Below are 16322 nucleotides of genomic sequence, written 5' to 3' on the forward strand. Positions count from 1 at the left end.
CTATTCTCATGGTACGATAGGATGGATGAAATGGGAAGAGTCCGAGCGTATCTACGGACGATCGTACAAAAGTAATGTCCCCATCAGGGATTTATTCGCGTCGAAAGCGGACATGAAAGGTGAGTCGGATATGAGCGATATGAAGCTGTGGTACGACAAAGGGGCTGCAGGCTGGAAGCAGGGATTGCCGCTCGGAAACGGAAAAATGGGCGCTGTTATTTACGGAGACGCGGCGCGGGAAGTATGGAGCCTGACCGAGGTGACGTACTGGTCCGGCAAACCCGAGGAGACGCCGTTCGCGCCTCGTGACAAAGCGGATCTCGAGTCGCTCCGGAGTCTCTTCTGGAAAGGCGACTTCGCGGCTGGAGAGGCGCGGGCGGCCGAGCTGCTCCAGTCGGAAAAGGGGAACTTCGGCACGAATATGCCGATGTGCGATCTGATTCTGGAATTCCCGGAAGCGTACGGCGGAGCGCCGACGCGCGAGCTTGACCTCGAGACCGCGCTGTACGGCTTCGCGGGAGGCGGGGAGGCGGGCATGCGCCGCGAAGCGCTGGCGAGCCATGCGGACGGCGTGATCGCCGCCCGATTGCGCAGCGGCCGGGCCGGCGGCACGTCGTTTACGCTCCGGCTCGAAGGACGGACCGAGCGCTTCGCGTCGGCTGCGGCGCCTGAGACGGGCGTCTTGACGTTCGCGGGCCGCGCGACGGAGACGATGCACAGCGACGGCCAATGCGGGGTGCGGGCCGAGGGCAGGGTGAAGGTCGTCGCGCGCGGCGGCCGGGTGGCGGCGCAGGGCTGCCGGCTCGTCGTCGAGGGGGCCGACGAGGCATGGATCTTCGTCGCCGCGAGCACGGATTACGGCCGGGAGGGCGACGACGACTGGCGGTCCGAATGCGCCTTTGCGGTCGAGCGGGCCGCCGTGAAGGGCTACGACCGGGTGCGCGAGGACCATATCGCCGATTACCGGAAGCTATTCGGCCGGGTGGAGGCGTCCTTCGGGGAATCGCCGGAAGCGGCAGGGCTGCCGACCGACGTACGGATGGCCCGGCTGCGGGAGGGGGCTGAGGATCCGGGCCTGTTCGCTTTGTTTTTCCAATACGGGCGTTATCTGACGATCGCGGGTTCGCGCGAGGATTCGACGCTGCCCCTCCATCTGCAGGGCATCTGGAACGACGGCGAAGCCAACCGCATGGCGTGGAGCTGCGACTATCATCTCGATATCAACACGGAGATGAACTACTTCCCGACGGAGGCGACGAATCTGGCCGAGTGCCATCTGCCGCTTCTGCGGTACGTGGAGCAGCTGGCCGAAGCCGGACGCCGCACCGCGCGCGACTTCTACGGGGCGCCGGGCTGGGTGGCCCACGTGTTCTCGAATGCCTGGGGCTTCACCGCGCCGGGGTGGCATTACTCCTGGGGCCTTAACGTAACCGGCGGTCTGTGGCTGGCGGAGCAGCTGCGCGTCCACTACGAATACGGGCTGGACGATGAATTCCTGCGGCGCAGCGCCTATCCGGTGCTGAGGGATGCGGCGCTGTTCTTCCTGGATTACATGACCGTCCATCCCGATACGGGATGGCTCGTGACCGGTCCTTCCAATTCGCCGGAGAACAGCTTCTATGCCGGGGACGACCGGGAGCGCAGCTACGCGCTGTCCATGGGCGCTACGCTCGACCAAGTGCTCGTGCGCGATCTGTTCTCGTTCTGCCTGGCCGCCGCGGAGCGGCTCGGCGCCGACGAGGAGCTTCAGCGGAAGCTGCGCGAGGCGATCCTGCGGCTCCCGCCGCTGCAGATCGGCGCGGGCGGCCAACTGCAGGAATGGCTGGAGGACTATGGCGAAGCGCAGCCGGATCATAGGCACGTGTCCCATCTGCACGCGCTGTTCCCGGGCGCGCAGGTGACCCGGTACGGCACGCCGGAACTGGCGCAAGCCGCGAGGCTTACGCTGTCGAACCGTATGGCGGCCGCCGAGCTCGAGGACGTGGAGTTCACGCTCGCGCTATTCGCCGGCGGCTTCGCGCGGCTGGGCGACGGAGAGCTGGCGCTGCGCCAGCTGTCGTACCTGGTCGGCAGGCTTTGCTTCGACAACCTGCTGACCTACTCCAAGGCCGGCATCGCCGGGGCGGAGAGCAACATATTCGTCGCGGACGGCAACTTCGGCGGAACCGCGGCCGTCGCGGAGATGCTCCTGCAGAGCCGCGCGGGCGAGATCCATCTGCTGCCCGCGCTCCCCGCGAGCTGGCATACCGGCAGGATCAGCGGGCTTCGGGCGCGAGGCAACGCCGAGGTGGATCTCGTCTGGCAGGACGGGGCGCTGACGCGGGCGACGATCCGGGCCTACGCCGAGATCCGGGCGACGCTGCGCTGCGGCGACCGCGAATGGCCGCTGCACGCGATGCCCGGCGACACCGTCGTGCTGGACGGGGCGCAGCTCGCTTCGCAGACGCGTTAAGGCGCATATCGAACGCATTGCCACGACAACTACGGGTCGGCTGACATGGGCGACCGGTAGTTGTCTTTCGTGTATAATGATGCTACCGGAGAAGGGGGGGTCAGACGTTTGCCGAAACACTCTAGAATCTATCGGAACTTCCTGCTCTCCTACGTGGTCATTCTGATCCTGCCCAGCATCGCCGGGTACATGTCCTACCGCACCTCCATCGAGGTCACCCAGTCGATCTCGATCGAGAACGGCGTCACGCAGCTTCAGAACGCGCAGCAGCTGCTCGAGCGCAGAATGGCCGAAGTCGAGGGATTTACGCGGCAGCTGGCGCTGAACCAGGATCTGTTCGTGCTTATGAACGAGAAAAAGAGCGACGGGGACGTCAACCTGTACAGCATCTGGAACGTGCTGAGGAGCGTCATGGTATTCGGTCAGACCAACGACTTCCTGCGCAACTATTACATTTATTTGCGGAACTACAATGTCGTGCTGACGCCGGGTTCCGCCTATTTCCGCCCGGAGCATTATTACGAGACGGCCCACTACCGCAACATGACGCTGGACGACTGGCGCAATGCCGTATTGAACCGTCCGCACAGCCGGGAGATCATGCCGCTCAGCCCGTTCGAAGCCGGGGACGGACAGACTTCGGTCATTTCGTATATGCAATCGCTTCCATTGGACAGCTTCAGCGAGGTTTCCCCGGCTACCGTCGTCGTCATTATCGACGAAAAGACGATTCAGAGCCTGCTGACGGGGCTGAAGGACCGATACGGCGGCTGGACGTACATCAGCGACCGCGAGGGCAGGACGATCAGCCGGGACGGCATCGAGGAGAGCGAGATTGTCGATCTGAACGGGGAAGACGGCCTGCGCGCGGGTGAAGAGAGCCAATATTACGGCGACGATCTGGTCATTGCGATTCAGTCCGACAAGACCGGCTGGACGTATCGCGCGGGCATCCCCCGCGCGGTGCTCATGGAGAACGCGAACCATATCAAATTCATCTCGTGGACGGTGACCGCTGTCGCGCTCGTCGTCGGATTGCTGGCGGGCATCGTGCTATCTTACCGGAACAGCGCTCCGATCAACCGACTGCTGGGCGTTTTCCGCGATCAGTTCGCCAAGGATCAGCCCCCGCTGGGCAACGCCTACGATTTCTTGCACGGCAACGTCGCCAACATGCTGACGAACAACAAATGGCTGCAGAGCGAGCTCGACCGTCAGCTCCCGCTCGTGCAGGACGCCTATCTGAAGCGGCTGCTCGCCGGCGAATTCCAGACGCGCGACGAAGCGGAGGCTGCCGCGGCCCAGGCCGGCCTCCCGTTCAACTTCGCGTCCGGGGCCGTCGGCATTCTCCGCATCGACGGGTATGCGGGTCTGGATACGGTCGAGATTCTGAACGAACTGAACGCCGCCCGCCTGCTCGTCAAGCAGAACCTGCGCGAGCTCGCGCCGGCGCTGCAGATGACGGACCTCGGATCGGACCGGGTGGCGGCGCTGTTCGACTTCGGTCCCGACCTCTCCGAGGAGGAGCAGCGGAGCCGGATCGAGGAGCTGCTGTGCCCTTTCGCCGCCCGCCTGTTCGACGAATACAAAATTACGGTGACGGCCGCGCTCGGCGAGGGTTTCGGCACGGCGCTCGAAGTCAGCCGCTCCTGCGAGCAGGCGAGGGAGACGCTCGAATACGCGGATTATGCCGCGCGCAAGGACATCCTGTGGCATCGCGACATACAGACCGAGAGCGCGACCTACTACTATCCGCTCGAGACGGAGCTGCGGCTGATCGGCACGATCCGGGCGGGAGAGGGAGAAGAAGCGCGCCGGATGGTGGCCGAGTTGCTCGCCCGCAACGCGGAGAGCCGCGAGCTCACGCCGGATATGAAGCGCCAGCTGATCGGCGAATTGAAGGGAACGCTGCTCAAAGTGCTCGACCAGAAGACGTTCCAGTCGGCGGAACCGTTCGAGACGGTGAAAAACCGGACGCTGTCGATCCAGGAGACGGATTCGCTCGAAGCGGTAAGGGAAGAGATCGCGCATATTATTGATACCCTGTGCGGCGTCGTCGCCGCCAAGAAAAACGATATGCACCATAAGACGGTGGAACAGATCAAGCAATATATCGCGGACCGGTACGCGGACGCCGAACTGACGCTTTACAAGGTCGCAGAGCAGGTAGAGCGGCCAGAGAAGTACATCTCCCAGCTGTTCAAGGACGTCACCGGCGTCAACCTGTCCGATTATCTGGAGAAAATCCGGATCGACCGGGCGGCCGAGCTGCTCCGCGACAGGGGATCCACGATCGACGAGATCGCGCTTAAGGTCGGCTACAACAGCTCGCACTCGTTCAGGCGGGCGTTCAAGCGGGTGTCCGGGGTCTCGCCGAGCGCGTACAGGCAGTCTTTCGATTAAAACTTACGATTCGCGTTCGTCCAATCGGCCGTCAGGGGTACGTTCCCGGCGGTTTTTTTGTGCTGCGCGAGTTTAGTGCGCCGCTATGGCGCGGAGCCGGACCGTAGTGCCTCTATGTCATGCCGCCATCGCCACTTGCTTCTTATCGGGCAGTCTCCCTCTCTCTCAAGCGAGCCAAGCCCGCTCCGGCGGGCATGCCGGCGACCGTACCATTGCCCGAAGGCCCGTACCCGCGTCCTATCAAGGAAATTAGGCCGTTCTACGGCGAATCGGCTCCCCAAAATCGGGTTTTTTGTACGTCGAAATACCGATTTGTACCTACCGCGAGGCGAATTGGATACGCTATCATCGGACCTGTAGAAAGCGCTGCCAAGCAAACGGGCGCTATGGATAGACAGGAGGGGATCGTCCAACATGAATGGAGAAGTCGTATGGGACGGCAGCAAGCAGCCGCAGCCGCAGCCGGTCCGCAAGCCGAAAAAGAGGGGCATGGCGCTCGAGGCCAGGAAGAGCTTTAAGAAGCATTGGCAGCTGTACCTGGTCGTCCTGCCGCCGCTGTTATTTTTCATTATTTTTAAGTACTACCCGATGGCGAATGCCGTGCTGGCTTTCAAAGATTACAACGTCATCAAAGGCATATGGGGCAGCCCCTGGGTCGGATTACGCAACTTTAAGCTTTTCTTCGATAATCCGATCTTCTGGGATCTGATCCGCAACACGATCTACCTGAGCGGCTACCTGCTGCTCGCGGGCTTTCCGATTCCGATCCTGCTGGCGCTGATGCTCAACGAGATTCGCAGCGGCCGGTTCAAGCGCATCGTGCAGCTCGTGACGTTCGCGCCATACTTCATCTCCACGGTCGTCATGGTGTCGATCATCATGCTGTTCCTGGCTCCGAGGCTCGGATTCGCCAATGTCGCGCTCAACCATCTGGGCTTCGATTCGATCAACTTCCTCGGAGAGCCCGGCATGTTCCGCTCGATCTACGTATGGTCCGACATCTGGCAGACGGCCGGTTATTCGGCGGTCATCTACCTGGCGGCGCTGGCGGGCATCGATCCCACGCTGTACGAGGCGGCCAAGGTAGACGGCGCATCGAGATTTCAGAAGATCGTGCACGTCGATCTGCCGGGCATCCTGCCCACGATCGTCGTCATTCTGATCCTGAACGTCGGCAACGTGATGGCGATCGGCTTCGAGAAGGTGTATCTGCTGCAGAATCCGCTGAACCAGTCAACCTCGGAGATCATTGCCACCTACGTTTACAGCATCGGTCTGCTGAACGCCAACTACAGCTTCGCTACGGCGGTCGGTTTGTTCAACTCGGTGATTAATCTGGTGCTCCTGCTCCTGGTCAACGGCCTTGCCAAGCGACTGACGAGCAACAGCATCTGGTAGAAAGGAGACATGATCATGCAAGCGCAAGCAGCACCTAAGCGGACGTCGATCCGGGAGTCAGCCGGCGACAGGCTGTTCATGGCCGTCGTCTACACGATACTCACGATTGTTCTGATCGCCGTCCTATATCCGCTTATTTACATTGTGAGCAGTTCAATCAGCAGTCCTGCGGCCGTCACCTCCGGCCGGGTGTTTCTGTGGCCCGTGGATATCTCCTTCAAAGGCTTCGAGACGCTGTTCAATACGCCCGCGATTTTGACCGGCTACGGCAACTCGATCTTCTATACGGCGTTCGGGACGCTGATCAGCGTCGCGCTGACGGTGATGATCGCCTATCCGCTGTCGCGCAAAACGTTTTTCGGACGCAATGCGATCATGATGATCGTCACCTTCACGATGATCTTCAGCGGCGGTCTCATTCCGACCTACATGGTCGTCAAGTCGCTGCATCTGATCGATACCCGGTGGGCGCTGCTCATTCCGAACGCGATCTGGGTCTGGCAGGTTATCATCGCAAGGACCTTTTTCCAGGCTTCGATACCCGAAGAACTGGCCGAGGCCGCCGAGATCGACGGCTGCAGCGACCTGCGCTTCATGCGCAGCGTCGTCATCCCGCTCTCCAAGCCGATCCTGGCCGTGCTCGTGCTCATGTATGCCGTCGGACAGTGGAATGCTTACTTCGACGCGCTGATCTATTTGAAGTCCGCCAACCTATTCCCGCTGCAGCTCGTGCTGCGGAGCATCATCATTCAGAACAACAGCTCCGGCATGATGGATGCCATGAAGATGGTCGAGCGTCAGCAGCTGTCAGAGCTGCTCAAGTACGCCTTGATCGTCGTCGCCACGCTGCCCGTGCTCATCATCTATCCGTTCGTGCAGCGCTACTTCGTACAAGGCATGCTGGTCGGGTCGGTGAAGGGATAAGCGCGCCGCCCGGCGAAATGGGAGAGGGGGAATGCGTATGTAGCACGCTGCCGCAATGCTTAAATGAAACTATCCAAGAAAAGGGAGCGACCCACTTGAAAAAGAGAATCGTAAGCCTGCTCGCGATCGTCATCGCCATTAGCATGGCGCTGGCCGCCTGCGCCAAAAACGACAATTCTTCCGCATCCTCCGGCGGAGCCTCCTCCTCGTCCGCCTCGGCAGGCGCGTCGGCTTCCTCCGCCGCGACGGTGCCGATCAAGGTTTTTTCGATCCAAGAGTCTAACATCGACCTGAAGACGAACAAGTTCTCCAAGTTCATCGAAGAGAAATTCAACATCAAATTCGACTGGCAGCTCAATCCGTCCGACGGCGCGAAGGAAAAACGCCAAATCTCGCTCGCGAGCGGCGACTATCCGGACGCCTATATCCTGCCTTCCTATATCGATCATTTCTCGCAAGCGGATCTGCTGAAGTACGGCAAGCAAGGCGTCGTTATTCCGCTTAACGATCTGATCGACCAATACGGTCCGAACATTAAGGCGGCGATGGAAGCCCATCCCGACCTGAAGCAGTACATCACGGCGCCGGACGGCAATATCTACGGCCTCGTGTCCTACACGCAGTGCTTCCACTGCTCGTATCCGAACAAGATGTGGGTCAACACCAAGTGGATGAAGCAGCTCGGCATCGAGCCGCCGAAGACGACCGAAGAATTCAAGAAAATGCTCGAAGCGTTCAAGACGCAGGACCCGAACGGCAACGGCAAGCAGGACGAAGTGCCGCTGAGCGGTTCGATCGAGGACTTCGGCGTACGCGTCGTGCCTTACCTGATGAACGGCTTCGTCTATGACGACGACCGTAACTACCTGAACCTGAAGGACGGCAAGGTCGTGTCCGCCGCCCTCACGCCGGAGTGGAAGGAAGGCCTCGCCTACATCAAGTCGCTGTACGACGAGAAGCTCATCGATCCGGGCGCCTTCACGCAGAACGCCGAAGCGTTCAAGAAAATCGGCGAGAACGGCGACGCGCAAATTCTGGGCGCCGGCGCAGGCATGCACCCCGCCATCTTCATCAACATCGACAAGGGCAACCGTTTCTCCGCAGACTATGACGCGCTGCCGCCGCTGACCGGTCCTCACGGCTCGTTCGCCACGCATGACGGCGGCGGCGTCGATCCGGGCGCCAAGTTCGTCATCACGAACAAGGCAAGCAAGGAAGCGCAGGTCGCGCTCATCAAGATGGTCGACTATATGTTCACGCCGGAAGGCCAGACGAACGGCGCATCCGGCATGGAAGGCATCGACTGGGAAAAGCCGGGTCCGGACGACGTAGCGCTGGACGAGAGCGTCAAGGCCGCTTTCAAGCCGATCCCCGCCACCGAAGGCGAAGCACCGCGCAACGCGGGCTGGAGCGGCGTGGCTCACTTCTATCAGCCGAAGGAATACCGCGACAGCTTCGTCTCCGCGACGGACATCTATGATTCCGCAGGCTACGAGCGCAGACTGTACAATGCTACGCTGGAATACCAAGGCCACGAACCGAAGGAATTGTTCCCGCTCTGGTCGCTGTGGATCGATCCGTCGCTGACCGACGAAGCAAGCATCCTGCAGACGAACCTCAAAAACTACATCGAGCGCAGCGAGCTTCAGTTCATCACGGGCAACCTCGATCTGAACAAGGACTGGGACAGCTACGTGAAGGGTCTGAAGGATCTGAAGCTGGACCGTTACCTGGAAATCCTGCAGCAAGCGTACGACAAAGCCGCGAAGTAAGCTTCCGGTTAACCGACAAATGAAGGGCGCCACAGGCCTTCTGGCCGTCAAGCCGGAAGGCCTGTGCCGTCATGCCCGAAAACGGTCTTCGAGGGAGGAAACTGCGGTCTCGCGCACGAAATCGAACATCGCGAAATCCATCATCCGAAAGATAGGGGATACGGCTTGGACGCTTTAAATGAAATAAACGTTAGGAACGGTCTTCATGCCATGGAAAGCGCCGCCGCGCACAGCATCCGTTACGACCGTCCGGCCGCCTCCTTTTTCGAAGGGGCGCTGCTCGGCAACGGAAAGCTCGGCGCCGTCGTCACGACGCGTCCGGATGCGGTCGTCATTCATTTCGGCCACAACAACGTGTGGGATATCCGGATCGCGGAGAACAACAAGGACAAGATCGGCACCTTCGACAGCCTGTTCGCGAGGCTCAAGGAGATTCCGGCGCATTACGCATCGCTGAGCGAAGACCCTTGGTACCGGGACTACGTGGAGATGGCCGCCGAAAACTACAGCCGTCCGTATCCGCGTCCGATGCCCTGCGGCTCGCTGCTGCTCGGCTTCGACCGGCGTCGGGTCGAGGTGCTCGGCCATACGCTGTGCGTCGCGGACGGTCTGTGCGAGATCGATCTGCTCGCGGACGACAGACCGGTCCGGCTCCGGACGTTCGTCGAGCAGGACGCGGACGCGCTTCGGCTCGAGGTGGAGGAGGAGGGCGGCTCGGTGCCGCCGACCGCCGTGTTCACGCGCATCAAGCTGATTCCGGACCCGGAGACGCCGGCGGAACTGCCTGCGCCGCTGCCCCATCTCGATGCCGCGTCCGGGCGGATGTCGTTCCGGCAGCGGCTGCCCTTCGCCCTCGGCACGGATGCCGCGGAGGCATCGCGGACCGTCAAGGACCGCGCTTTCCGGCTCACCGCGACCGTCCAGCCCGCTTCGCTGCTGGAGCTGGGCGCCTCGCCATGGGAAGGTGTCTTGGATGATTCGCCGGGAGCAGGAAGGTTCGCGGTACGAGTCCGGCTGGACGAAGGACTGGACGCGGAAGTGCCTGCGCCGGGTGCGTCGAAGGCCGCAGGCTTGCTCCCGGCGGATGACGGCGGGGACGCGGAGCGCTTCGACGCTGCGTTCGCGCGGTCGTCGCAACGCTGGAAGGATTACTGGTCGCGATCCGGCGTCGCGCTGGGCGATGAATTCCTGGAACGGATCTGGTACCGCAATCTGTATTTTTACAACTGCGCCGTATCGCCGGACGCCATCTGTCCGGGCCTGTTCGCCAACTGGAGCTACGGCAAGATCGGCTCCGAGTGGCACGGGGACTACCATATGAACTACAACACGCAGCAGCCGTTCTGGCTCGCCTTCTCGAGCAATCACGTCGACAAGCATCTCGCTTACGTAGACATGGTCGAACGGATCGGACCGGTCAGCCGGCAGTGGGCGCGCGAGTATTACGGCCTGCGGGGCGCTTATTATCCGCATTCGGCGTATCCGGTGGAGATGAGCATGATGCCGTATCCCGTCCCGCATTGGGGCTGGGAGATCTGCGAGACGCCGTGGACCGTGCAGAGCCTCTGGTGGCATTACTTATACACGATGGACCTGGACTTTCTCGCAGGACGGGCGTTCGCGCCGATCCGCGACGCGGCGCTATTCATGGTCGACTATATGAAGCGACCCGAGGCGCGCGGCGAGGCATGGGGAGACGACCGCTATCACGTTTATCCGACCGTGGCCCCGGAGCTCTACGAGCTGACGCCGGGATTCCGGCTGAATCGCGACTGCATCGTCGACCTGACGCTGACGAAGTTTCTGTTCCACGCGTTCGGGCAGGCTTGCGCCGCGCTCGGGCGGACGGAAGAAGAGGCGGAGCTGCTGGACGAGGTCCGGGAGGTGCTGGCTCATTTTCCCGACTATCCGGTCGCGCAGTCGCAGCGGGGGCCGGTATTCCTCTCGGTGCCGGGCGAAGAACCGGAGGTCGTATACAACGTACCGAACAGCCTTACGACCGTTTTCCCCGGGGAAGACCATGGCCTTCACTCGCCGCCGGCGGAATTCGAGATCGCGGCGAACAGCTATTTGAATCATCGCAACGAAGGCGGCAACGATCTCGTATTCGTCGCCCTTGCCGGCGCGAGGCTCGGCATGCTCGACCTGGAGCGCTTCAAGCGACAGATCGCCTACTGCATGCTGCCCAACGGCACCTGCACCGACAAGCTGCTGGAGGCGGGCGGACGCTACGCGGACACGACGCCGTTCGATTATATGGCGCCGATGGGCGTCTGGTTCGAGAACTTCGCGCTGCCGGCCGTCATCAACGAATGCCTGCTTCAGAGCTACACCGGCATATTGCGGCTATTCCCCAACTGGCCTGCGGACCGGCCGGCCTCATTCGCCACGCTGCGGGCCGTCGGCGGCTTCCTCGTAAGCGCTTCCCTCGAATCGGGAAGGGTTCAGCGGATCGAGGTCTACAGCGAAGCCGGACAGACGTTCCGGCTGTACAATCCATGGAACGGGGATGCAATCGTCCAGCGGGACGGCGAGGAAGACACGGCATCGGGCGCCATTCTTGAACTCGAGGCTCCCGCAGGAAGCACGATCCGGCTGACGCCGACGCGAGATGGATCCATTATTCCAAAAAGGGGTTGAACTGTTTGAATCGCATTTGGAAAAAAACAGGTCTCGTATTACTGCTCGCCCTCACGATCGCAGCACAGTTCGGCATCGCTCCCGGTACGCAGCGGGCCGCCGCTGCCGACAAAGAATTGGCGCAGAAGCCCTACATGGGCTGGAGCAGCTACAGCATGCAGGTATACGACGGCCCCTCCGGCGGCTGGACGTCGGCCGCGAAGATCAAGCAGATGTCCGACGCGATGCACGAGAAGCTGCAATCGCACGGCTATAACTACATCAACATCGACGCCGGCTGGAACGGCGGCATGGACGGGTATGCCCGTCCGATTCCGAGCGAGACGCTGTATCCGGACGGATTCCAGGACGTCATCGACTACGTGCATGCCAACGGGCAGAAGATCGGCATCTACTTGATCCCGGGTCTGTCGCCCGCAGCTTATGAAGCCAACCTGCCGATCTACGGCACGGAGAGCTGCCATATACGCGACATTACGAAGCAGCCGATCCAGCATGCGGACTACTGGAACCTCGGCTATAAGATTGACTTCAACACGAATCCAGATTGCGCGCAGGCCTACATCGATTCGATCGCGGACCTGCTCGGCGAGTGGGGCATCGACTTCGTGAAGTTCGACAGCGTGACGCCGGGCTCCGGCCATAACGATACGTCGATCGACGCGCGCGACGACGTAGCCGCCTGGTCCCAGGCGCTCGCGCGTCACGACATTTGGTTCGAGCTGTCGTGGGCGCTGGACCACAACTACGCGGACGTATGGAAAAAGTACGCCAACGGTTGGCGCGTGAACTGGGACGTCGAGTCCTACGACCCGAAGGTCGGACTGACCCAGTGGGCCAACATCGCCAGGCTGTTCCCCGATGCCGCGATCTGGTGGCGCGATGCGGGTCCCCGCACCGGCTGGAACGACTTCGACTCGCTGAACGTCGGCAACGGCGCGATGGACGGCTTGACCAAGGACGAGCGGCAGACGGCGATGACCTTCTGGTCCGTGTCCGCGGCGCCGCTCTATACGGGCAACGATCTGACGCGCCTGGACAGCTACGGCTTGCAGCTGCTGACCAACGACGAGGTGATCGCCGTCAATCAGGCGGGACGCCCGGCGCATCCCGTATCGACCGCGACGAGCCAGCAGGTGTGGTACGCCAATAACGGAGATGGCACCTACAACGTGGCAGTGTTTAACCTGGGCACCAAAGCCGAGTCGATCCCAGTGAACTGGAGCGACCTCGGACTGAACGGTCCGGCATCGGTACGCGACCTCTGGAGTCACACGGAGCTGGGTACGTTCGAGAAGGGCTACACGGCGGAGAGCGTCGATCCGCATGCCTCGCGCCTGTTCAAAGTGACGGCGCGGAGCGGGACGTCCTTCGTGAACGACGATGATACGGGCTTCGTATACGAGGGCGAATGGACGCGCAACGGCGGCAAGGAAACGTCGGCCGAATCGCAGGATCTGACGGTAAACGTCGGCACGGCGCCGCCGGGTATCGCGGTCGCAGCTTCATCGGCCGAAGGCATCGCACAGGTTCAGGGGACGGACGGCGGCCAACCGACGGAAGCGCTGGTTGCCGCAGGTCATTATTACTTCGTAAACAACGATGATGCCGGCGTGCAATACAGCGGAAGCTGGAACGACAGCGACAACAGGGGATTCGGCGATTATTCGAACGACGTTCATTGGACGGAAGGGAACGGCAATTCGTTCCAATTCACGTTCAAGGGCACGGGAATCGACTATATTACCGAAAAGGAAGGCGCCCAAGGCAACGTCGACATCTATCTGGACGGAGCGCTCCAGGGCGCAGCGGATACGCACGGTGACGGCGGACGCTCGGTGCAGCAGACCGTATACCGCATCGACGGCCTCGACGGGGAGACGCATACGCTGAAGGGCGTGAAGCAGTCCGGCGGCTACGCGCTGCTGGATGCGCTCAAGGTACATGTAGCCCATCTGATCGATCCCGCGGCAGCGGCGTTCGACTCCGAGCAGCCGGCCGATGTCGCGACAGCGCTGAAGGTCGACGCAAGCTACCTGACGGGCGTAACGCTGAACGGCGCCCCGCTGGCTAATCCGGCGGACTACACCGTAGCGAACGGCGTAGCTACCGTGAAAAAGGACGCATTCGCCGGTCTGACCGCAGGCGATGCCGTACTGGGCTTCACCTTCGCGGGCGGAGATACCGAGTCGAAGGCGGTATCCGTCAGCGGACAGAGCAGCGCGATCAACCCGAAGACGGCTTCCTTCGACAAGAAGACTGCGAACCAAGCCGACGTCTCGACGACGCTGACGCTGAACGGCAATACGCTCGTCGGCATCGCGAACGCCGACAAGTCGTTGACGCAGGGCACGGACTATACGGTCGACGGCGCTACGGTCAAGATCGCGAAGTCGTATCTGGCGGGTCTGCCGGTCGGCACCGCCGAGCTGACCTTTACGTTCAGCGGCGGCGCGGCGCAGAAGCTGACGATCAACATCGCCGACACGTCGGGTCTCCGGTACGTGCTCGTCAACAACAGCGACGCCGGAATCTCCTACAGCGGCTCCTGGAACAACAACGGCGGCCGTCCATACGGCGATTATCAGGGCGACGTGCAGTTCACCGAGAATAACGGGGATTCCTTCACTTACGTATTCTCGGGCACGGGCATCGGGATCGTCACGGAAAAAGACAACTCTCAAGGCGACATGGAAGTATACCTCGACGGACAGCTCGTCTCGACGGTCGATACGCGCAGCGCGGTTCGCCAGGGCTTCCAGACCGTATACAGCATCTCCGGGCTGACCAACGGCCAGCATACGCTGAAGGCGGTCAAGAAAAACGGCCAGTTCATGCTGCTGGACGCGCTGCGGATCGAGAAGCCGAGCTTGCTCGGCGAAGAAGCGATCGGGTTCGATCCCGCGCTGCCCGAAGACGGACACGTGACGCTGCTGCGAAGCGCAGACAGCCTCGCGGCCGTGCGCAACGGCGGCAAGACGCTGGCTGAAGGTTCCGACTATACGGTAACCGATGACGCCGTGACGCTCTCTTCGGATTACCTGGCAACGCTTCCCGCGGGCAAGTCGACGCTGACGTTCGTCTTTAACGGCGACGCCTTCAGCGACATTCACTGGGCTTCGGGCGCAGACGATGCGTATTCCTATACGTTCAAGGGCACGGGCTTCGCGTTAAAAATGCCGACCGGGCCTTCGCAAGGCGCATTCGAAGTATTCGTCGACGGCGAATCCAAAGGCCAAGCGACCGCCAAGTCCGACGAACGCATGCAGCAGCAGACCGTCTTCAGCCTAGGCGGCCTCACGAACGGCACGCATACGGTCAAGGTTAAAAATATCTCCGGCGCGCTGCTGCTCGCCGACGGCTTGACCTATACGGTGGCAGGCGAGGACGTCGTACCGCAGACGCCGTCCGGTCCGGCGACCCAGGCGCCTGCGCCTGAGAAGGTTCAAGGCAGCGTAGAAGGCGCATCCGGCAGCGGCACGGTCTCCGTTGACGTCAGCCGTACGACGCTTGGCGACGGTACGAAGCGGGACGAATTGTCCTTCTCGGGCACGGCGGCCAAGGAGGCGATCGCAAAACAAGCGGCGGCCGGCGCAGAATCGATTACGATCGCGATTCCCGACGCCAAGGACGAAGTATCCGAGACAAAAGTGACGGTTCCGGCGGACATCGCCAAGCTGCTCGCGGACGGCAAGCTTGACCTGGGCCTCGCGATCGGCGGCTCTAAAATCGTCATACCGGCAGCATCGCTTAGCGTAGCCGGCACGGATCTCGTATTCACGGTCCGGCCGCTCAAGAGCGAGGCGGATCGGACGGCCGCGCAAGGCCGCGCGAACGCATCGAGCGTCGTCAAGGCCGCATACGGCGATGACGCCGCAGTCGTCGGCCGTCCCGTAGCGATCGACACGAATCTGCAGGGCCGCGACGTAGAGATCGTGCTTCCGCTCGGCGGCGCCGCCGGCACGGGCGCGGAAGACTTGGGCATATACGTCGAGCACAGCGACGGTTCGACCGAGCTCAAGCGAGGCGAGATCGTCAATCTGGGCTCGGGCAAAGGTTTCAAAATTATCGTGAACAAGTTCAGCACCTTCACGCTGCTGAAACTTGGCGAGCAGCCAGCGACGCCTTCTCGCAAGGCGTATATCCAAGGCTTTGCCGACGGCACCATCCGGCCGGGCGCCGCGTTGACGCGGGCGCAGATCGCGACGATCGTCGCGAGGCTGACCGCGGGCGCGGAAGGCGCAGTCGACGGGCAAGCCAAGGCTTATGCCGACGTATCCGCCAGCCATTGGGCCGCGACGGATATCGCTGCCGTCAGCAGACTCGGCTTGATGAACGGCTACGCCGACGGCACGTTCCGTCCGGATCAAACGGTCACGCGCGCCGAGATGGCCGCGCTGGCCGTGAAGCTCGCGCAGCCGTCCGGAACGCCGGGCGCAGGCTTCAAGGACACGGCAGGCAGCTGGGCGGAAGCGGCAATCAAGCAGGCGCAGGGCGCAGGCTGGATCGGCGGCTATGCGGACGGCACGTTCCGTCCCGGACAGGCGCTGACGCGCGCCGAAGCGGTGGCGCTGCTTAACCGTACGCTGGACCGCGAACCGGCACAGGCGGGCGGCGTCTCCAAGTGGTCCGACGTACCTTCGGGTCACTGGGCGCTGGCCGATCTGCTCGAAGCGTCCGCAGACTGAGCGACAGTACGGCGATTTGACAAGTGCGGGACTCTTCCGATACGG

At 62.0% G+C, this 16322-nt stretch carries 7 protein-coding genes; all 7 read left to right on the top strand.

Annotation, left to right across the window (positions count from 1 at the left end; genetic code table 11):
• The first annotated feature begins 130 nt into the window (after positions 1–130).
• Positions 131–2452, top strand: coding sequence for a glycoside hydrolase family 95 protein (locus PQG80_RS01940; RefSeq protein WP_271749439.1), 2322 nt, complete (start codon positions 131–133; stop codon positions 2450–2452).
• 108 nt (positions 2453–2560) lie between these two features.
• Positions 2561–4855: an AraC family transcriptional regulator gene (locus PQG80_RS01945; protein WP_271749440.1), complete on the top strand. Its 2295-nt coding sequence runs from the start codon at positions 2561–2563 to the stop codon at positions 4853–4855.
• Positions 4856–5344: 489 nt separating this feature from the next.
• Positions 5345–6253: an ABC transporter permease gene (locus tag PQG80_RS01950; RefSeq protein WP_271749916.1), complete on the top strand. Its 909-nt coding sequence runs from the start codon at positions 5345–5347 to the stop codon at positions 6251–6253.
• Between the two features lie 15 nt (positions 6254–6268).
• The gene (locus PQG80_RS01955; RefSeq protein WP_271749441.1) at positions 6269–7177 is read left to right on the top strand and encodes a carbohydrate ABC transporter permease; all 909 of its coding nucleotides are present in this window, start codon (positions 6269–6271) and stop codon (positions 7175–7177) included.
• 95 nt (positions 7178–7272) lie between these two features.
• Positions 7273–8949, top strand: a complete 1677-nt coding sequence (locus tag PQG80_RS01960) for an extracellular solute-binding protein (protein WP_432432706.1) — start codon at positions 7273–7275, stop codon at positions 8947–8949.
• A gap of 210 nt (positions 8950–9159) precedes the next feature.
• Complete coding sequence (locus PQG80_RS01965) at positions 9160–11589, top strand: glycosyl hydrolase family 95 catalytic domain-containing protein (RefSeq protein ID WP_271749442.1); 2430 nt, start codon at positions 9160–9162, stop codon at positions 11587–11589.
• Positions 11590–11594: 5 nt separating this feature from the next.
• Positions 11595–16277 (top strand): X2-like carbohydrate binding domain-containing protein, encoded by a 4683-nt coding sequence (locus PQG80_RS01970; RefSeq protein ID WP_271749443.1) that lies wholly within the window; start codon positions 11595–11597, stop codon positions 16275–16277.
• Positions 16278–16322: the final 45 nt, after the last annotated feature.

The sequence above is a fragment of the Cohnella rhizoplanae genome, assembly GCF_948329515.1.
GTDB lineage: Bacteria > Bacillota > Bacilli > Paenibacillales > Paenibacillaceae > Cohnella > Cohnella rhizoplanae.

Bases quoted from the DNA above. Each gene is read 5' to 3' on its own strand.
- PQG80_RS01940 (WP_271749439.1), top strand. From the start codon at position 131: ATGAGCGATATGAAGCTGTGGTACGACAAAGGGGCTGCAGGCTGGAAG.
- PQG80_RS01955 (WP_271749441.1), top strand. From the start codon at position 6,269: ATGCAAGCGCAAGCAGCACCTAAGCGGACGTCGATCCGGGAGTCAGCC.
- PQG80_RS01950 (WP_271749916.1), top strand. From the start codon at position 5,345: ATGGCGCTCGAGGCCAGGAAGAGCTTTAAGAAGCATTGGCAGCTGTAC.
- PQG80_RS01965 (WP_271749442.1), top strand. From the start codon at position 9,160: ATGGAAAGCGCCGCCGCGCACAGCATCCGTTACGACCGTCCGGCCGCC.